The organism is Lichenifustis flavocetrariae (assembly GCF_026130545.1).
GTDB classification, from domain to species: domain Bacteria; phylum Pseudomonadota; class Alphaproteobacteria; order Rhizobiales; family Beijerinckiaceae; genus Lichenihabitans; species Lichenihabitans flavocetrariae.
Map to the genome: position 1 here is coordinate 239677 of NZ_JAMOIM010000004.1, position 18797 is coordinate 258473.

Here is an 18797-nt window from a genome sequence, read left to right on the forward strand (position 1 = left end):
AAGCGTTAAAGCTCAATGATCGGCTTGCCGTTGGACGTAGCATCGCGGATCGCGCTACGCTTGGCATACGCCTGACATTGACGAGGATAGAATGCCCGACTTGGTAGAGATCACGTTCACGCCCCTCGGAGCCGAGCCCTCGGGCGGAACCCTGGTGTGCTTCGTCGGCAAATCCGTCGAGCTTCAGGGGGCCGCGGCCCGATCGCTGCCCGGCGCGGCGGCGCTGGTCACCAAGGCTGCCGAGATCGCGCAATTCAAGGGCAAGCCGAAATCGGTCCTCGACCTGCTGGCCCCGTCCGGACTCGCGATCGACCGGCTGCTCGTCGTCGGAGCGGAGGATGAAAAGCCTTGGGGGCAGCACGATTGGGTGACCCTCGGCGGCTTCGTGATGGGGAAGCTCAGGGCCGGCACGAACGTGACCGTCATACTCGACCTTCCGGGGGCTGACACGTCGGCCGTCGCATCCTTCGCGCTCGGGTTGAAGCTCCGCGCCTACCGGTTCGACCAGTACAAGTCCAAGAAGGCGGACAAGGCCGATAAGACTGACGACGGTCCGATCGCGGTCGCCATCGCCGTGAAGGAGCCTGAGGCGGCACGCGCCGCGGGCGCCAGCCTCTCGGCCATCGCGGGCGGCGTCTATACGGCCCGCAGCTTGGTGAACGAACCGCCGAACGTGCTGTTCCCCAAGGAGTTCGCGCGCCGTGCTGCTGAGCTGCAGGCGCTCGGCGTCGAAATCGAGGTGCTCGACCAAGCCGCTCTGGAGAAGATCGGCATGCGGGCGCTTCTCGCGGTCGGTCAGGGCTCGCGCAACGAAAGCCGCGTGGTGGTGATGCGCTGGAACGGCGGTGCGGCCGGTCAGAAGCCCGTTGCCGTTGTGGGAAAAGGCGTGACCTTCGACACGGGCGGCATCTCCATCAAGCCGGCGGCCGGCATGGAGGACATGAAAGGCGATATGGCGGGCGCCGCCTGCGTGGTCGGCCTCATGCAGGCACTCGCGTCACGCAAGGCCAAGGCCAATGTCGTCGGCGCCATCGGCCTTGTCGAGAACATGCCGGACGGCAATGCGCAGCGGCCGGGGGATATCGTGACCGCCCTGTCGGGCACGACGATCGAGATCATCAACACCGATGCTGAGGGGCGGCTCGTGCTGGCCGACGTTCTCTGGTACGTCCAATCCACCTATCAGCCCGCGATCATGATCGACCTCGCGACGCTGACCGGGGCCATCATCGTCGCGCTGGCCCATGAATATGCCGGCATGTTCTCGAACAGCGACGAATTGTCCGAACGACTGGTGAAAGCCGGCCAGGAGACCGGGGAGCGCGTTTGGCGGCTGCCCCTCGGTCCGACCTACGACAAGCTGATCGAGTCGAAATTCGCCGACATCAAGAACACCGGTGGGCGGCATGGCGGGTCGATCACGGCCGCGCAATTCCTGCAGCGCTTCGTCAACGAGGTGCCCTGGGCGCATCTTGATATTGCCGGCACCGGCATGGGGTCGCCCGTCGACGAGATCAACCAGAGCTGGGGATCGGGCTGGGGGGTGCGCCTGCTCGACCGACTCGTGGCCGATCATTACGAGGGCTGACGGACGCGACGCCTCATGACGGAGGTCTGGTTCTACCATCTCGAAAGCCAGCCGCTCGACAAGGTGCTGCCGATTCTCCTGCAGCGCTCCCTCGATCGCGGCTGGCGCGCCACGGTCCAGGCCACGTCGGTCGAGCGCCTGACGGCGCTCGATACGGCCTTGTGGGTCTTCGATGAGGCGAGCTTTCTTCCGCATGCGATGAAGCAGGACGGCAATGCCGCTCAGCAGCCGATTTTGCTGACCGATGACGACGAGAACCCCAATGGGGCTGCGATCCGGTTCTTTGTCGATCGGGCCGCGGTCGCGCCGGCGCTCGCTCGCGGCACCTACGAGCGTGCCGTCCTGCTGTTCGACGGACAGGACGATGAGGCCGTCATGAATGCGCGGGGGCAGTGGAAGACGCTCAAAGAGGCCGGCCATGCCGTGACCTATTGGCAGCAGTCCGACGATGGCCGGTGGGAGAAGCGGGCATGAGACCGATGTTGCGCCTCGCGCTATTCGTCTCGATGGCCTCTCTTTCCGGGTGGCGCGGTGCCGGAGCGACCGCGCTGGCGGCCGGCCGACAGACGATGACCTTTATTCCTGGCGACAGATCGCGGCCTGCCACTCTCGTGACGCCGGGATCCGGGCGGCGCGCATCGGCGGCGCCCGTCCACGCGCCCGCAAAGGGCCGTATCGCGCGTCGGTCGCAGGAGGGCGATGAGACGCCCGCCGCGACCGCGCGACCGGGCCAGGGGTTCACCCTGGAAGACGGGGTCCTGACCTATCCGGCGCCCGCCCGGTTTCAGCCTCAGAAGCAAAAACCCCGGTGAGTGTCGAACGCGACCCTTGAACTTGAGAGGCGCCCGCGACGCATGAAGTCTTCGACCAGACACAACCTGGCTTCTCTGCCTGCGGGCCCGGATCGGCGGCGGTGGCCCGGTGAGATTCCGTGGCGCTATTCGGTCTCGGAGATGCGGGCCGACGCGGTGGTGCACGCCATGGGCCTGGCCTTCGCGGTTGTGGCCCTTGTTCTCTTTATGGGGATGCCCCCGGTCAGCCCGGCCGAGACGATGGCCGTCACGGTCTACCTTGCGGCCCTGGTGAGTTCCTTGGCCATGTCGGCCCTCTACAACCTTTGGCCGGTGTCTCGCGGGAAGTGGATCCTCCGTCGCTTCGACCATTCCGCCATCTATCTGCTTATCGCAGGAACCTATACGCCCTTCATGACCCGGCTCGGAACATGGTGGCTCCTTTGGACGGTCTGGGCGGTCGCGGCTCTTGGGATCGCTCTCAAGCTGCTTCTCGCGGGACGCCTCGACGGCGTGTCGATTGTCCTTTATCTCGCCCTCGGCTGGAGCGGAGTCGTCTTGTGCAACGACCTTTTCGCCTCTTTCTCGTCCATCAGCCTCTGGCTGATCGGCATAGGGGGCCTCGTCTATTCAGTGGGCGTCATCTTCCATCTGTGGGAGCGTTTGCCCTTTCAGAACGCGATCTGGCATGTCTTTGTGCTGACCGCCGCGATGGTGCACTTCGGAGCCGTTTGGTCGGTGGTCTACGCGGTTGAGTGAGCCAGCGGCATGTTTCCGTCCGGCAAGGTCCAGACCCGCTGCGAATGTTCGAGACCGCGCAGGGAAACACTGCCCACGGCATCCAATGCGTATCTGCACCGGTTCGCGAACGAATCCGAAATCAGGATCGAGCGGTCGAGGTCGCCGCAGAGCTTCTCGATGCGGCTCGCTTCGTTCACGGCTCTGCCGATCACGGTAAAATCGAGCCGCCGGTCGGTGCCCACATTGCCGTAGACCACTTCGCCGAAGTGCAGCACGATATCGACCTCTAGCGCCGGTAAATGGCGCGCTCGCCGCATCTCGTTCAAGCGGCGGTTCGCGGCCCGCGCGGCGACGGCGGCCTGCAGGGCGCTTTCGCAATCGATACAGGGATGAATTTCTGGTGCCGATACCGGAAAGACGGCCAGGAATCCGTCACCCATGAACTTCAGGATTTCGCCACCGCTTGCCGCGATCGGTTCGCCCACGGCTTCGAAATGTTCATCGAGCCAGCCCACGACTTCGGTGGGATCCTGGCGGTCGGCGAGCGCCGTAAACCCGCGCAGGTCGGTCAGGAGAATGGCAGCCCAAATGGTTCGGCCTTCACCGCGCCTGATCTGACCGCCGAGCACGTGCGTACCTGTGGCCGCCCCGAGATAGGTCCCCAATGTGTGCCGCAAGGTGTGCGAAAACGCGAGCTTGCACATGGCAAGTCCGAGCGCCGGTATCAGGTCCGCCAGAGCCGCCATCTGTGACGCGCTGAAGCCGGTTGGCTCTCGCGTGACAAAAGAAATCGCGACGCCACGCAGGGCCGTCCCCGGCGTGAAAGCGACAAGGTAAAGGACGTAATCCGTTCCACCGGCCGATTTGAATTCATGCAGGACCGGAAATGGGTCCCCGACCCCCAATGCATCCAAACGCCAGCGCCCGAAGACCTCGCTCTTCTCCAGGAGCGACTGAATGGGGCTCTGGCGAAAGGCGACCTCGTTCTCCTCGCCATGGGGAGTCTGGCTCAGGACAACGCCTTCGTCCGACGTCCAGATCAGGCTGAAGCTACTCGCCGTCGGGTCGAGCGCCGGCATCGACACGCCGAGGCGCCACACGGGTATCCCGGCCGCGACCAGCGCCAGGGAATAATTCTTAAGAAGGGATTCGCCGTCGTCGGAAGCCGTGGCCGATTGCGTGATCCAGCGCGCCAGCTCTGCCGTATCGGAAATTTCTTTGGACATGCGTTCCTCGCCCGTACGACCCGGTCTTTGGTCGCACGGCCACGTCAGGCCCGCAATTCTGAAGCAATCACATCGTCGCGCCGATCTGCCACGGCACGAATTCCGCATCGCCGTAGCCGAGCGCTTCGGATTTCGAGGGCTCGCCCGAGGCGACCGTCAGGATCTTCTCGAAGATCTCCTGGCCTTTGGCTTCGAGGCTGACCCCGTCGAGCACGTCGCCGCAATTGATGTCCATGTCGTCCATCATGCGGCGGTAGACATCGGAGTTGGTGGCAAGTTTGATCGAGGGGGTCGGCTTGCAACCATAGGCCGATCCGCGACCCGTGGTGAAGCACAGGATGTTGGCGCCGCCCGCGACTTGGCCCGTGGCCGCTACCGGATCGTACCCGGGCGTATCCATGAAGACGAAGCCCTTGGCCGTGACCGGCTCGGCATAGTGATAGACGCCCGCAAGCGTCGCGGTGCCGCCCTTGGCGGCGGCACCGAGGGATTTTTCGAGGATCGTGGTGAGGCCACCCGCCTTGTTGCCGGGCGAGGGGTTGTTGTTCATCTCGCCGCCGACGCGGCTTGTGTAATCTTCCCACCACTTGATCATGCCGACGAGCTTTTCGCCGACCTCGCGTGTCGCGGCGCGGCGCGTCAGCAGGTGCTCGGCCCCATAGATTTCCGGTGTCTCGGACAGGATGGCGGTGCCTCCGTTGCGCACCAGGATGTCGGAGGCGACACCGAGCGCCGGATTGGCCGTGATGCCGGAATAGCCGTCCGAACCGCCACATTGGAGCGCCAGCATCAACTGCGACGCCGGCAAGGTCTCGCGCCTCGCGCGATTAGCGGCCGGCATCATGTCGCGGAGCGCCGCAACCCCAGCCTCCACGGTCTTGCGGGTGCCTCCCGTTTCCTGGATCGTCATGGTGCGGAACGTGTCGCCGTCGACAAGTCCATATTCCTGCTTCATCCGGCCGATCTGGAACACCTCGCAGCCGAGCCCCACCAGCAGGACGCCGGCGATGTTGGGGTTGCTGGCATAGCCCCACTGGGTGCGCTTCAGCGCCTCGAATCCCTCGCCCTTCGAGGCCATGCCGCAGCCGGTGCCGTGCACCAGCGCGATCACGCCATCGATGTTGGGATAATCGCGCAGGACGTCCGAACGCTCGATCTCCTTGGCGATGAAGCGGGCCACGGTGGCCGAGCAATTCACGGATGTCAGGATCGCCAGGTAGTTGCGGGTTCCGGCTCGGCCGTTGGCGCGACGGAAACCCTGGAACGTGGCCTGCTGTTCGACGGGGAGGACCGACTCGTGCTTGGCCCCTTCGGCAAACTGATAGTCACGCGTGAAATCGTGCATTTCCACATTATGCTCATGCACCCACTCGCCCGGAGCGATCGGCGTGCTGGCGAAGCCGATGATCTGACCGAATTTCAGAATCGGTGCACCGACTTCGATCGGCACGATCGCCATCTTGTGACCTTTGGGAACCCGGGCGCGCGGGTCGATCCCCACCGCGTTGGCGCGGCCGGGCTCGAGCGTGTCGACCGCGACCACGACATTGTCTTCGGGCTGCAGCTTGAGCGTGCGGGCGGCGGGCGAAACGATATCAAGCATGATCGGCGGAACTCTCGGCGAAAAGTTTTGGGTTGTCGCGCGCGAAGACCTCGAACATGGCCGAGGTCCGTTCCAGATGCCCGCGCGCCGCGGCGGCGGCGGCCAGCGGATCGCGGGCCGCGATGGCCCGAACGATCTCGCGATGTTCGCTGTAGGTGGTCTGCGATCGTCCGGCCGGCGTGATCAACAGCCGACGCACGCGTTCAAGATGGGACAGGAGTTGGTCGAGAACTTCGGCCGCGTGATTGAGGCCAAGGCTCTGGACGATCAACTGATGAAATTCGACGTCCAGGCGGTAGAAGCCGGCATGGTCCCCGGCCTCCGCGGCCGCAGCCTGGTAGCGAAGGCTTCGATCGAGTTCATCGTTGAGGGTCGCCGAACCCGCGAGGGCCGCCTCCGCCGCCACATCGGCCTCGATGGCTCGCCGGATGAGCATGAATTCGCGGACGTCGGGCAAGGAGATGCGCGACACGAACGAGCCATGCTGCGGCTCGATAATCACAAGCTTCTCGAAGGCCAAGCGATTGACCGCGGTGCTGACGGGAAAGCGCGACATTCCCAGGCGCTCGCACAAGGCGAGTTTGTCGATTGCAGACCCCGGCGCAAGCTCGCCCGACAGGATTGCTTCCTTGATGGTGCCGTAGACATGGCTGGCTTTGGACGGCCGGCGCGACGAGCCGCCTGCGTCCGGTCCTGTCCCCAACCAGGCAGCGCTGCCTTGCAGGCCAGCGCTCACAACACAGTTCCAGCAAGCAATGTCGGGGAAATGACTAGCATGCCAGAACTTAAGCTTCGGTCTAGCGCGGGTCAACGCATTTGTGCGAAAGAGTGAGTCTCACAACTTTGCGGATCACGCCATGTCCACCTCTCTCGCTTCCCTGGTTGCTGATAGCCTGCCGCGGGACGGGGTCGCAGGCGCGCTCGCGGCTCGGGTCTGGCGGCCGGATATCGGGGGCCCGGCGATCGCCGCCGTGCGGGCCGACGGTGTGATCGACGTGACGCCGACATTCCCGACGATGCGCGACCTTTGCGAATCGCCCGACCCCGCTGCCGCGCTTCGGCAGGCCTCCGGCGAGCGGATCGGCTCGCTCGACGAGATTCTGGCCAACACGCCGGAGGAGACGCGCGATGCGGCGCGGCCCTTCCTGCTCGCGCCGATCGACCTGCAGGCCGTCAAGGCGGCCGGCGTGACCTTCGCGGTGTCGATGCTGGAGCGCGTGATCGAGGAACGCGCCCGCGGCAACGCCGAAGCGGCCGTGGCCCTGCGGACCGAGATCACCGGCATGGTGGGCGAGGATTTTTCAAAGCTGAAACCAGGCTCGGCCGAAGCGATGCGGCTCAAGGCGATGCTGCTCGAACAGGGGTCCTGGTCGCAATATCTGGAAGTCGGGATCGGTCCCGACGCCGAGATCTTCACCAAGGCCCCGGCGATGGCAGCGGTGGGGACGGGCGCCGACGCGGGCCTTCATCCCTCCTCGTCCTGGAACAACCCTGAGCCCGAGGTCGTGCTCGTTGTCGCCGCGACGGGCCGCATCGTCGGCGCGACGCTAGGCAATGACGTCAACCTGCGTGATGTCGAGGGGCGCTCGGCTCTGCTGCTCGGCAAGGCCAAGGACAACAACGCGAGCTGCGCGGTCGGCCCGTTCCTCCGCTTCTTCGATGCGACGTTCAGCCTCGACACGGTGCGGTCGATGGTCGTGACGCTGACCGTCGATGGGCCTGAGGGCTATCGCCTGGAGGGTTCGAGTTCGATCGCCAAGATCAGCCGCGACCCGGCCGACCTCGTCGGACAGATGATCGGCCCGCATCATGCCTATCCGGATGGTGCCGTGCTGTTCCTCGGCACATTGTTCGCCCCGATCGAAGACCGCGATGCACCGGGCAAGGGCTTCACGCATAAGATCGGCGACGTCGTCACGATCGCGGCGCCTGAACTCGGCCGCCTGGTGAACCGCATGCGGCTGACCTCGGACTGCGCGCCCTGGACCTATGCGGCGAGCCACCTGATGCGCCATCTCGCGAAGCGAGGCGTCCTTTAGAGGTCCCTGAAGCTTTCAGGTGGGACGCACCATGCGGGCCGCCTGCAAAAAGGTCGTCACACCGACGAAAGCGGTGCCGCCTGCTGGACCGCATGGTCCTGCAAGCTATGCTGCGGCCTCGGACTCATACTGATAAAACCGGGATTTGAGAGGAACGCCATGATTGCGACCGAAGGCCTGATCCTTGTGACGGGCGAGTCGCTTGTCGACCTGATCCCCGTCGAGGCCACGACCTTCGAGGCCGTCCTGGGTGGGTCGCCCTTCAATACGGCCATCGGGCTTGGCCGGCTTGGCGTGCCGACCGGCTTCGCCGGTCGGATCTCGACCGACGCCATGGGCGAACTGCTGGTCGAGCGCCTCGCGGCCGACGACGTCGACCTGAGCTTCGTGGCGCGAGCGCCGCAACCATCGCCGCTCGCCTTCGTGACACGCGGTACGGCAGCGACCGGAGCGCGTTACGCCTTTTATCTCGGCTCGACGGCCTATGATGGCCTTTCACCGCTGCCCACGCACTGGCCGACCCAGGTGGCGCATCTGCATATCGGCTCCTTTTCCGCGGTCGACGGGCGCCTGGGCGAGGCCGCGCTGGCCTCCTTCCGGAACGCTGTCGGGCACGGGACGACGAGCTTCGACCCCAATATCCGGCCTTTCGTGGTCCCGCCGGTGGATGTGACGCGTGGGCTCGTCGAAGAGCGAGTGCGGCTTTCGACGATCGTCAAGGCCAGCGAGGAAGACATGGACTGGCTCTATCCAGAGCGCGACCCACATGCCTCGGCAGCAGCCTGGGCGCTGGAAGGGCCACAGCTCGTTGTCCTGACGCGCGGCGGAGCGGGCTCAATTGCGTTTTTTGGTGGCCGAAGCCTGGAAATCAAGGCGCCAACCATTCAGGTGGCCGACACGGTTGGAGCTGGCGACAGTTTCATGGCGGCGCTCCTCGCGGCCATGCACGGGGACGATGCGCTCGGCCCGCGCGCCGCGCGGGGCCGTCTCGTTCTCTCCGAGGAGCGCGTCGGCTCCTGGCTCACCTTCGCCACCATCGCGTCCGCGATCACCTGCACCCGGAAGGGCGCCAATCCGCCGACCCGTGCGGAGGTTCAGGCCGGGTTGACGGGATAGTCCACACGCTCGAGATAGAGGCCTGCGGCAGGGGCGACCTGCCCGCAGCGGCGACGGTCGGCCGCATCGAGCGCCGCCTTAAGGTCGGCCGCGCTCCATCGGCCCGAGCCGACATGCTCGACCGAGCCGACCATCGAGCGGACCTGGCGATGCAGGAAGGACTGGGCCGAGACCTCGATGTCGATCGCGTCTCCCACCCGCGTCACGTCGAACCGGTCGAGGGTCCGGATGGGGCTCGACGCCTGACACTCGCTGTCCCGGAAGGTCGAAAAATCATGCATGCCGAGGAGATGCCGGGCGGCGGCGTGCATCGCCTCCGCATCGAGCGGGCGCTTGACGAGCCAGACCCGTGCCGCGTCGAGCGCCGCCGGCGCCCGGCGGTTGACGATGCGATAGCGGTAATGACGTCGCTTGGCTGAAAACCGGGCTTCGAATTCAGGCGGTACGATCTCGGCCGCGACGATGGCGACAGGGTGTCCGGCGAGGCGCGCGTTGATGGCATCTCGCACGCTGTCGGTACGGTAGGCCTTCACCAGGTCGAGATGGGCCACCTGCCCGGTGGCATGAACGCCCGCGTCGGTGCGACCGGCACCGCGCAGGCTGTTGAGCCTGCAACCCAGAGGGGCGGCGGCCTCTTCGAGAACCTGCTGGACCGCAAGGCCATTGGCCTGCCGTTGCCAGCCTACGAAAGGCGTGCCGTCATATTCGATCGTCAGCTTGTAGCGTGGCACGGCTCAAGCCGCCTCGCTTGCGAGACGCAGACCGGGGGCGATGGGTGTCCCGCGCAGGAAGTCGGCGACCGGCATGGCCGGTTTGCCTGCTCGCTGCAGCCGGGCGAGCGCAACGGCGCCGGCGCCGCAGGCGACAACGAGCCGGTCCGGACCGGCCTGCAGCACCGTGCCGGAGGGGCCGCTGTCCGTCACGGCCCGCGATCCCGCAGCCCTGATCCGCTCGGCGCCGCGGCCGAAATCGGCTTCGAAGAAGGCTCCTGGAAACGGCGTGAGCCCGCGGATGTGGTCGTGCACGGCCTTGGCGGGGCGCGACCAATCGATCCGGCATTCCGCCTTTTCGATCTTGCTGGCATAGGTGACACCTTCTTCAGGCTGGGGTCGAAACGTCAATGTGCCGCGCCCCAGGGCCGCGAGAGCCCGTGTCATGAGGTCGGCGCCGAGCGGCGCCAATGTGTCGTGCAGGGTCCCGGCCGTCATGTCGTCGGGAATCGACACCCGCTCCACCAAGCCGACGGGGCCGGTGTCGAGACCGCGCTCCATCTGCATCACCATGATGCCGGTCTCGGTGTCGCCGGCCATGATGGCGCGCTGCATGGGGGCGGCGCCCCGCCAGCGCGGCAGCAGCGAACCATGCAGATTGAGGCAAGCCAAAGCCGGCGCCGTCAGGATCGGTTCGGGCAGGAGCAGACCATAGGCCACGACCACCGCGACCTCCGGCGCATAGGCGCGAAACCGCGCGGCCTCGTCGTCCGAACGCAGGCTCCGAGGCGTCTCGACGGGGACGCCGAGCCGGTCGGCCAGAAGGTGGATCGGCGACGGACGAAGCGCCATGCCTCGGCCCCCCGGGGCCGGCGCCCGCGTGTAAACGGCGGCGATCTCGTGACCCTGCGCCGCGAGTTCTGTCAATGTGGGAACGGCAAAGTCCGGCGTCCCCATGAAGACGAGCCGCATCGGGCTTCAGGTCGTCCGTTCGAGCGGCTGCGGCGACTTGCGTTCGGGTGGCGAAGGCCGCTCGCCTTCGCGCGGATTGAACGGGCGCCCCTCCTCGGCGGCCTTCTTGGCCGCCTTGACGAACTTGCGCAGGACCCGCTCGCGCTTCAGCCGGGAAATATGATCGACGAACAGGACCCCGTTGAGGTGATCGATCTCATGTTGAATTGCCGTCGCCAGCAGCCCATCGGCCAGCAATTCCCCGTCGCCCCCCTCACGATCGCGGAAGCGGATCCGAACCGACGCCGGTCGCTCGACCTCCTCGTAATAGTCCGGAATCGAAAGGCAGCCCTCCTCGTAGACCGATCGCTCCTCCGACGACCACACGATCTCGGGATTGACCAGGAACAGGGGCGTCTTCGGCTCATCCTGGCGCGCGAGGTCGAGGACGACCAGGCGATGCGGCAAACCCAGCTGGATGGCGGCCAAGCCGATGCCAGGGGCGTCGTACATCGTCTCGATCATGTCATCGAAGAGTGCGCGAATGCTGTCGTCCACGGTCCCGATCTTTTCGGATGTGAGCCGAAGCTTGGGATCTGGCAGTGTGATGATCGGACGAATGGCCATTCAGAAACTCGATTGGATGCAGGTGAAATAAGCGCCTCGCCGGCAGGAATCAAACCGTCGTTTCGGCCGGTGTCGAGACAGTTTCAACGTCCGGTAAAGCCGGTTGCCGATCGGGCGCCCTATTGCTGCCCATCTCGGTCGATCTAAACACGTGCAACCGAGCAACATCCAAGCTATTTTGGCGTGGGGTTGCCAAGATTTCGGGGTGCGGTGCCCGCCGTACCTCATGCATGATGGAGCTTCGTGTGAAAACGATCATCACAGCCGCGACGCTCGGCCTCATGGCGTTCATTCCCCAGTCCTTCGCGAAGGATCTGGGAACGATGGATCCCACTGGTACCTGGCTGACCGAGGACGGGCGCGCCAAAGTCCGTATCGAGAAATGCGGCGTCGACCTCAAGGAGATCTGTGGCAATATCTCCTGGCTGCGCGATCCGCTGGATGACAAAGGGCGTCCGAAGATGGACATCAAGAATCCGGATCCCGCCAAGCGCACCCGTCCGACGCTCGGGATGCCGCTGTTGCAAAACCTGAAGCCCGATGACGACGACGTCTACAGTGGCGAGATCTACAATGCCGAAAACGGCAAGATGTATGACGTGACGCTGAAAGTGGAAAAGCCCTCCGACCTGCACGTGAAGGGATGCATGCTCAGCATCCTGTGTGGGTCGCAGCACTGGGCTCGGGTGGCCGACATCCCCGCGACCGTGGTGGCGCAAAGCCAGAAACCCGCCAAGGCCCGACTGCAGTCGGTCGCTCCCAGCCAGTGAACGCGCGGCCAGAACAAAACAGCCGTGCCTCGATAGAAGGCTTGAATTCGCCCGCGACCTGTTTCATTTAGCGGACTGGGTCCGGGCCCCTCTGGCGGTCGAGACGTCGACCGCGATGTCGGACTGACACGTTTGAGTCGCGTCGACGTGACGCTTTCTCAGGGATGTCATGCGCCGCGATGTCTGTTTGCTTCGCCTGCGTCTCTGCCGGTCAGGGCGCCAGGACCATGCATGAGATTCTAGCACTGATACAAGATCCCGCCGCCTGGGTTGCGCTCGCAACCCTTGTGGCGATGGAAGTCGTCCTCGGGATCGACAATCTTGTCTTCGTCGCCATCCTGACCAACAAGCTCCCCGACGCCTATCAGGTTATGGCGCGTCGGATCGGCATCGGGCTCGCCCTCGTGTTGCGGCTGGCTCTGCTGGGCACGGTGGCGTTCATCGTCCATCTGACTGAGCCGGTGCTCGAAGCCTTCGGCTTCAGCCTGTCGTGGCGCGACATGATCCTGATCGCCGGCGGCCTGTTCCTGGTCTGGAAGGCCACAACCGAAATCCACCACAGCGTCGATCCGGAGCCTGGCGATCATGAAGAGAAGTCGCCCAAGCGCATTGGGCTTGCGGCGGCGATCGGACAGATCATCGTGCTCGACCTCGTCTTCTCGATCGACAGTATCATCACTGCGGTCGGTATGACCGATCACATTCCCATCATGTTCGCGGCGGTGATCATCGCGGTGAGCCTCATGATGCTGGCCGCAACGCCGCTCGCGGATTTCATCAAGCACAACCCGACCATCGTCATGCTCGCGCTCGGTTTCCTACTGATGATCGGCATGACCCTGATGGCGGACGGGCTCGGGTTTCATGTGCCGAAAGGGTATATCTACACGGCTATGGCCTTCTCGGCGGCCGTCGAAGGCCTGAACATGGTGGCCCGTCGGGCGCGTCAGCGAAAGCGCGACGCCGCGCCTGCCGCCATTGTGCATAAAATGCCGGATGTCGAGCCAAGCGATCTCCTGGCCAATCTGAAGAGGAAACGAACATGAGCAATCCCATCCCGGCTTTGGCCGAGGGCAGGGTCGCAGTCATCACGGGCGCCGCGAGCGGCATTGGTTTGGCAGCCGCCAAGACATTCGCGGCCATGGGTCTGCACGTGGTGCTGGCGGATCTCCCTGGTGAAGCACTCGCGAAGGCGGAAGCCGCCGTCGCGGCGGAGGCGAAAGGGCCCGCGACCGCGCTGGCTGTCGCCACCGACGTCAGTGATCTCGCGGCGGTCGAGCATCTGCGTGACCAGGCGGTCCGCCGTGGTGAGATCGCGATCGTCATGAACAATGCGGCCATCGGTCCGGTGGGGGAGCCCTGGTCCGACTATGCGACCTGGCAGCGGCTGTTGGGGGTCAACCTCTGGGGCGTGATCAACGGCGTGCAGGCCTTCGCGCCGGTGCTGCTCGGTCAAACGGGAGCGTCGCTGATCGTCAACACGGGGTCGAAGCAGGGCATCACCACGCCGCCCGGCAATGCCGCCTACAATGTCAGCAAGTCCGCCGTGAAGACCTTTACGGAACAGACCGCGCATGCATTGCGCAACGCACCCGGGTCGCGGGTGAGTGCCCATCTGCTGATCCCCGGCTTCACGTTCACCGGCCTGACCGGCACGCGCGCAAAGCCCGACGCGGCATGGACCGCCCAGCAGGTGGTCGACTTCATGCTCGATGCGCTCGGGCGCGGTGATTTCTACATCTTGTGCCCGGACAACGACGTCCAACGACCGACCGACGAGAAGCGGATGGCCTGGGCCATCGGTGACATCATCGAAAACCGCCCCGCGCTGTCGCGCTGGCATCCTGACTATAAAGAGGCCTTTGCGGCCTTCATGGCTCGGAAGGACTGAGGGGGCAATATTGTGGGTCGAGCCGGCGTTCGATCCCCATAATCCTTGGAGCGGTTCATCCTGCGCCACAAAGGCCACGATGCCCTACCGCTCACGATCCGAACTGTACTCTTGTCAGTCGCTGAGAGCTCTAGCTCGACGAGGATGGGCTGTGGTCGAGACCGGTTCGCAAAGGCGGAAGTCAAACAGTCTCATGCGCGAGCCCGGACAGATCCGGGCCCACACGATTATGCAGAAGGCGGAACTCAGCGCAGGCTTGCCGTGAAGCGCTGGATTTTTCCGCAGGCGTCTTCCAGCAGCGCATTCGAGGTCGCGTAGGAGATGCGGAAGTTCGGACCTGTGCCGAAAGCCGACCCATGCACGGCGGCCACGCCCTCCTGGTCGAGGAGTTCCGTCACGAAGTCTTCGTCGCTGGTGATCACCTTGCCGGACGGCGCCGTCATGCCGATCGCCGCCGCGCAGGACGGATAGACATAGAACGCGCCTTCGGGCTTGTGTACTTCGAGCAGCTTCGCCTGGTTCAGCATCGAGACGACGAGGTCGCGGCGCTCCTCGAACGCCTTGCGGGATTTCGGGATGAAGTCCTGGGGGCCGTTCAGCGCCTCGACTGAAGCCCATTGCGCGATCGAGCACGCGCCCGAGGTCTGCTGGCCCTGCACCATGTCCATGGCCTTGATGAGCGTCTCCGGGCCGGCCGCGAAGCCGATGCGCCAGCCCGTCATGGCATAGGATTTCGAGACGCCGTTCATGGTGAGCGTCCGCTCCATCAGGTTCGGCTCGACCTGGGCCGGCGTGACGAATTCAAAGTCGCCATAAACGAGGTGCTCGTAGATGTCGTCGGTCAGCACCCACACATGCGGGTAGCGCACCAGGACATCGGTCAGGGCCTTCATCTCGGCGCGCGAATAGGCGGCTCCCGACGGGTTCGACGGCGAGTTGAGCAGGACCCATTTGGTCTTGGGCGTGATGGCGCGATCGAGATCCTCCGGCCGCAGCTTGAAGGCGTGCTGCTGCGAAGTCTGCACGATCACGGGCGTGCCGCCGTTGAGCAACACCATATCGGGATAGCTGACCCAGAACGGCGCCGGGATCACCACTTCGTCACCTGGGTTCAGCGACGCCAGGAAGGCATTGTAGAGCACCTGCTTGCCGCCCGTGCCCACGATGGTCTGTGACGGCTTGTAGTCGAGCCCGTTCTCACGCTTGAACTTCTTGGCAATGGCTTCGCGCAGCGGCACGATCCCGGAGACGGGGGTGTATTTTGTCTCGCCGCGCCGGATCGCCTCGATGGCGGCATTCTTGATGTTGTCCGGTGTATCGAAATCCGGCTCACCGACCGACAGACTGATGATGTCGCGCCCCTGCGCTTTCAGGTCCCGTGCCTTTTGCGTCACCGCGATCGTCGCGGATGGCTTAACGCGCGCGAGAGTGTCGGAGATGAAGGCCATGGTGCAGTCTTTCGGGTTTTGAACGCGGCGCACATTATGAGCGAGGGAGCCCAGCCGCAACGGAAAAGCCGTACCGCACTCATGCCATTGGCTGATGGCTGACTTCGCCAATCGAGATGAGACGCGGCGTTACAGGGGCCGCTTTCGCTCGGAGACGCGCCGCTGCAAGAAGGCTCCCGGCATTTCGCCGAGCGGTAGGGAGGTGGCATCGCGCAGATCCTGCCGCCTCAGCCCGATATCGGCTAATTCGCGGTCATCCATCCCACCCAGGAGCGCCATCTCACGTCGATAGGCAAAAAATCGTGCTGGCAGCGATGTGAGCCACAGGAGCGCCTTCGACGCTCGGCGGAGCTGGGGCCGGCGCAGGGGCGGCGTGGCCGTTCTTTCTAGAAATGCGGCCTGGGCGAAATCGGACGATCTTGGGTGCTGCATGGTCATTCTCCGGCAGGATAGGTCGCCGGAAAGCATTGCCTTGACCAGGGACAGGGGCGTACAATTCCACGAAACTGTCCTGACAGGAAACCAGTACAGTGCTCGACAGGCTAGATGCGAATCGGACCATAGGAACGCTCGTCCAGAGCGTGATGTCGGCGATCCGGGACCGGATCGCCGCCCGCGCTCTCGCGCCGGGAGCCCGGTTGCCATCGGTCCGCAAGCTCGCCGAGACCATGGACGTGTCGAAGTCGACCGTCGTCGAGGCCTACGAACGCCTCTGCGCCGAAGGAGCCATCGTGTCGCGCCGCGGCTCGGGTTTCTTCGTTGCCGGGGCCACCCGGCCCCTTTCCCTCAAAGCGATCGGCCCGCAGATCGACCGTGTCATCGACCCGATCTGGCTGACGCTGCAATCATTTCAGGCGCCGGCCGACATGCTGAAGCCCGGCTCGGGCTGGTTGCCCGATGCCTGGATGCCCGATGTGGGCATCCAGCGTGCCTTCAGGCAGATGGCCCGCGAGCCAACTGCGCTCCGCATCTCCTACGATCGCCCGCTCGGCTTCGCGCCGCTGCGGCAGTACCTGGCTCGACGGCTCGGTGAACGAGGGATCGTCGCTGAGCCCGATCAGATCATCCTGGTCGATTCAAGCACGCAGGCCGTTGACCTTCTGCTGCGATTCCTGATCGAACCGGGCACGACCGTGCTGGTCGATGACCCATGCTATTACAACTTTCACGCGCTTCTACGGGCGCATCGCGCCAATGTGGTCGGCGTGCCCTTCACGCCGCACGGACCTGACCTCGATGCCTTCGCGACGGCGCTGAAGACGCATCGGCCGCGTCTCTATCTGACCAATTCAGCCCTGCATAACCCCACCGGGGCCTCGCTGTCGGCCGCGACGGTCCATCGCGTGCTGAAGCTCTGCGAAGCCCATGACACGATCATCATCGAGGACGATATCTTCGCCGATTTCGAGAGCACGCCGACACCGCGTCTCGCCGGCTTTGACGGACTCGACCGGGTGATCCTCACCGGCGGGTTCTCGAAGACCATCTCGGCGGCCATGCGGTGCAGCTTCATCGCGGTGAAAGGCGATTGGATCGAGCCGCTGATCGATCTCAAACTCGCGACGAGCCTCGGCAACAACCATGTGGCGGCGGCTTTCGTCCATAATGTGCTGACCGATGGCGGTTATCGTCGGCATCTCGACTCGGTCCGCGCCAAACTCTCGAATGCGATGGGCGAAACGGTGCGGCGTCTGCGTGCGCTTGGTCTGACGCCCCTGTGCGAGCCGCAGGGCGGCATGTTCCTGTGGGCAGAACTGCCCGACGGGCTCGACTCGGCCGCCATCGCGCGCCATGGGCTACAGAACAATGTCCTCTTCGCGCCCGGCAACGTGTTCAGCCAGGCCCAGAATGCCCGAAGTTTTCTGCGCTTCAATGTCGCGCGGTCGCTCGAGCCTCAGGTGTGCCACGTGCTCGAGGCTGGCATGAAATCGCAGTCTCAATAGAGGCCTTTCCGTTTGATGCAGCCTGCTCGGGAATGGGGCGAGCCATGCGAAACTGGTACGCCATGGAGGCTTGGGCTACGTCCTGGCCACCCGGCCTTCCTTCGGAACCCCGCCACCATGTCCTTCGACGCCATTTTTCTCCGGCCGCGACTGATCTTCTCGTTCGTCGGGGCCGCCCTGCTGGCTCTGGCTCTCCCCGACCATCTGGCGATCGGAGAGAAGGCGCTCACGGCCTGGTGCACCGGAACGGCGGTCTACATGGCTCTCATCTCCTGGCAGATGTCGCGCGCGACCCCTGAAAAAACGCGCCGGCAGGCTTCGGCACTCGATGACAGTGCGTGGGTCATCCTGTTGATCGGCATGGCCGCGACGGCCGCGAGTTTCGGCGGTATCGCGGCATTGCTCTACGGCGCGCCGTCAGCATCCGGATCGAAGGTGCCGGACGTGATCTTGGCCGCGACCACGATGATCCTGTCATGGGCCTTCATGCAGATGATCTTCGCGGTGCATTACACGCATATCTATTTTGGCGAGCAGGACGGTGAAGCGCGAGGCGGCCTTAAATTCACCGGAACCGAGGAACCCGACTTCTGGGATTTCGTCTATTTCACCGTCTCGATCGGCGCGACCGCGCAAACCTCGGATACGGGCGTCGAATCCCGGCGCATGCGGCGGATCGTGACCGCTCAGGCGGTGTATTCGTTCTTCTTCAACACGGCCGTGCTGGCTCTGGCCATCAATATAGCGGCGGGGCTCGCCGGACACTGAAGCGCAGGCGGGGTTCGGTTGCCGGGACCCCGCCTTGATTGGCCTACCGGGCCCAGCGATCCTCATAGAGGAAAGCGGGCGCAGCCTTCAGTTGCTCCTTGGTGGCGTCGATCTTGGCGCGCCAGCCCTTGGCCTTGGGGTCATAGGAGATGATCAGACCCGCCGGGGCCACGACCACATGACGGGTGCCGATGCCAAGAAAGCCGCCTACGGAGAGAACGTAGCCGGCAAGCCGACCCGATTCGATCACGACATCCTTGATCTCGCCGACCTTTTGATTTGCGCTGTTGTAGATGCCGAGTCCGGTGACGTTCGAACTCAGGATCGCATTGTCGGGAACGGGCACGAAGCTCGGGGCCGCCGGAGTCTGGGCCTGTGAGGACTCGACTTGGACCAGCGAGCCCAGCAGAGCGAAAGAAACAACCAGGATGGCACGACGCATCCGAAACTCCTTGAATGGGGCTTTGACGTGGAACGGCCGCACGCGTGTCGCGCGGCCCATGGCCCGCCCCAATAGATGGGTGGAACGGGCGGGCTTGTGACACCGGATTGCGGTGACGATATGCCTGAAAGCGACGGCATTGG

General features: G+C 64.6%; 20 protein-coding genes. 11 read left to right on the plus strand and 9 right to left on the minus strand.

Features of this window, described 5'->3' with window-relative positions:
- The first annotated feature begins 91 nt into the window (after window positions 1-91).
- The 4 genes from M8523_RS08570 to trhA are packed head-to-tail and all read left to right on the plus strand — an operon-like array spanning window position 92 to window position 3138.
- Entirely contained in the window at window positions 92-1588 is a 1497-nt protein-coding gene (locus tag M8523_RS08570) for a leucyl aminopeptidase (protein ID WP_282584419.1), read from the plus strand.
- 15 nt (window positions 1589-1603) lie between these two features.
- Window positions 1604-2062, plus strand: coding sequence for a DNA polymerase III subunit chi (locus M8523_RS08575; RefSeq protein ID WP_282584420.1), 459 nt, complete (start codon window positions 1604-1606; stop codon window positions 2060-2062).
- Window positions 2059-2400: a hypothetical protein gene (locus tag M8523_RS08580; RefSeq protein ID WP_282584421.1), complete on the plus strand. Its 342-nt coding sequence runs from the start codon at window positions 2059-2061 to the stop codon at window positions 2398-2400. The genes M8523_RS08575 and M8523_RS08580 overlap by 4 nt, the downstream gene beginning before the upstream one ends.
- A gap of 42 nt (window positions 2401-2442) precedes the next feature.
- Window positions 2443-3138 carry a PAQR family membrane homeostasis protein TrhA gene (trhA, locus tag M8523_RS08585; protein WP_282584422.1) on the plus strand — a complete coding sequence of 232 codons (696 nt, stop codon included), beginning with the start codon at window positions 2443-2445 and terminating at the stop codon, window positions 3136-3138.
- Here the strand turns inward: trhA and M8523_RS08590 are convergent.
- The 3 genes from M8523_RS08590 to M8523_RS08600 form a co-directional block, all read right to left on the minus strand.
- Window positions 3123-4346 carry an adenylate/guanylate cyclase domain-containing protein gene (locus M8523_RS08590; RefSeq protein ID WP_282584423.1) on the minus strand — a complete coding sequence of 408 codons (1224 nt, stop codon included), beginning with the start codon at window positions 4344-4346 and terminating at the stop codon, window positions 3123-3125. The genes trhA and M8523_RS08590 overlap by 16 nt on opposite strands.
- A 67-nt stretch (window positions 4347-4413) precedes the next feature.
- Window positions 4414-5949 carry a D-arabinonate dehydratase gene (locus M8523_RS08595; protein ID WP_282584424.1) on the minus strand — a complete coding sequence of 512 codons (1536 nt, stop codon included), beginning with the start codon at window positions 5947-5949 and terminating at the stop codon, window positions 4414-4416.
- Entirely contained in the window at window positions 5942-6685 is a 744-nt protein-coding gene (locus tag M8523_RS08600) for a GntR family transcriptional regulator (RefSeq protein WP_282584425.1), read from the minus strand. The genes M8523_RS08595 and M8523_RS08600 overlap by 8 nt, the downstream gene beginning before the upstream one ends.
- Before the next feature lie 121 nt (window positions 6686-6806).
- Between M8523_RS08600 and M8523_RS08605 the strand changes: the two genes are divergently transcribed.
- Together M8523_RS08605 and M8523_RS08610 are read left to right on the plus strand one after the other, a co-directional pair.
- On the plus strand, window positions 6807-7988 hold the full coding sequence (locus tag M8523_RS08605; protein ID WP_282584426.1) for a fumarylacetoacetate hydrolase family protein: 1182 nt from the start codon (window positions 6807-6809) through the stop codon (window positions 7986-7988).
- 159 nt (window positions 7989-8147) lie between these two features.
- The gene (locus M8523_RS08610; RefSeq protein ID WP_282584427.1) at window positions 8148-9104 is read left to right on the plus strand and encodes a carbohydrate kinase family protein; all 957 of its coding nucleotides are present in this window, start codon (window positions 8148-8150) and stop codon (window positions 9102-9104) included.
- Here M8523_RS08610 and truA read toward each other — a convergent pair.
- Genes truA through def form a run of 3 tightly spaced genes read right to left on the minus strand, consistent with a single transcriptional unit; the run spans window position 9083 to window position 11392 of the window.
- Window positions 9083-9835, minus strand: coding sequence for a tRNA pseudouridine(38-40) synthase TruA (gene truA, locus M8523_RS08615; RefSeq protein ID WP_282584428.1), 753 nt, complete (start codon window positions 9833-9835; stop codon window positions 9083-9085). The two genes, M8523_RS08610 and truA, sit on opposite strands and share 22 nt — an antisense overlap.
- 3 nt (window positions 9836-9838) lie before the next feature.
- Window positions 9839-10786, minus strand: a complete 948-nt coding sequence (gene fmt, locus M8523_RS08620) for a methionyl-tRNA formyltransferase (protein ID WP_282584429.1) — start codon at window positions 10784-10786, stop codon at window positions 9839-9841.
- A gap of 6 nt (window positions 10787-10792) precedes the next feature.
- Window positions 10793-11392 (minus strand): peptide deformylase, encoded by a 600-nt coding sequence (def, locus tag M8523_RS08625; RefSeq protein WP_282584430.1) that lies wholly within the window; start codon window positions 11390-11392, stop codon window positions 10793-10795.
- A gap of 245 nt (window positions 11393-11637) precedes the next feature.
- On the opposite strand from def, the gene M8523_RS08630 reads away from it, so the two are divergent.
- The 3 genes from M8523_RS08630 to M8523_RS08640 all read left to right on the plus strand — a co-directional run bounded on the left by M8523_RS08630 (window position 11638) and on the right by M8523_RS08640 (window position 14053).
- Entirely contained in the window at window positions 11638-12162 is a 525-nt protein-coding gene (locus M8523_RS08630; RefSeq protein WP_282584431.1) for a DUF2147 domain-containing protein, read from the plus strand.
- Between the two features lie 227 nt (window positions 12163-12389).
- A complete protein-coding gene (locus M8523_RS08635) occupies window positions 12390-13208 on the plus strand; it encodes a TerC family protein (protein ID WP_282584432.1) in 819 nt (272 codons plus the stop codon).
- Window positions 13205-14053, plus strand: coding sequence for an SDR family NAD(P)-dependent oxidoreductase (locus M8523_RS08640; protein WP_282584433.1), 849 nt, complete (start codon window positions 13205-13207; stop codon window positions 14051-14053). The genes M8523_RS08635 and M8523_RS08640 overlap by 4 nt, the downstream gene beginning before the upstream one ends.
- A 245-nt stretch (window positions 14054-14298) precedes the next feature.
- Here M8523_RS08640 and M8523_RS08645 read toward each other — a convergent pair whose 3' ends face one another.
- The gene (locus tag M8523_RS08645; protein WP_282584434.1) at window positions 14299-15501 is read right to left on the minus strand and encodes a pyridoxal phosphate-dependent aminotransferase; all 1203 of its coding nucleotides are present in this window, start codon (window positions 15499-15501) and stop codon (window positions 14299-14301) included.
- 129 nt (window positions 15502-15630) lie between these two features.
- Window positions 15631-16146: a DUF1127 domain-containing protein gene (locus M8523_RS36715; protein WP_428350123.1), complete on the minus strand. Its 516-nt coding sequence runs from the start codon at window positions 16144-16146 to the stop codon at window positions 15631-15633.
- Between M8523_RS36715 and M8523_RS08650 the strand changes: the two genes are divergently transcribed.
- Together M8523_RS08650 and M8523_RS08655 are read left to right on the plus strand one after the other, a co-directional pair.
- Window positions 16086-17444, plus strand: a complete 1359-nt coding sequence (locus M8523_RS08650; protein WP_282584558.1) for an aminotransferase-like domain-containing protein — start codon at window positions 16086-16088, stop codon at window positions 17442-17444. The two genes, M8523_RS36715 and M8523_RS08650, sit on opposite strands and share 61 nt — an antisense overlap.
- A 117-nt stretch (window positions 17445-17561) precedes the next feature.
- The gene (locus M8523_RS08655; protein ID WP_282584435.1) at window positions 17562-18212 is read left to right on the plus strand and encodes a DUF1345 domain-containing protein; all 651 of its coding nucleotides are present in this window, start codon (window positions 17562-17564) and stop codon (window positions 18210-18212) included.
- Between the two features lie 43 nt (window positions 18213-18255).
- Here M8523_RS08655 and M8523_RS08660 read toward each other — a convergent pair whose 3' ends face one another.
- Window positions 18256-18654, minus strand: coding sequence for a PRC-barrel domain-containing protein (locus M8523_RS08660; RefSeq protein WP_282584436.1), 399 nt, complete (start codon window positions 18652-18654; stop codon window positions 18256-18258).
- Window positions 18655-18797 lie beyond the last annotated feature (143 nt).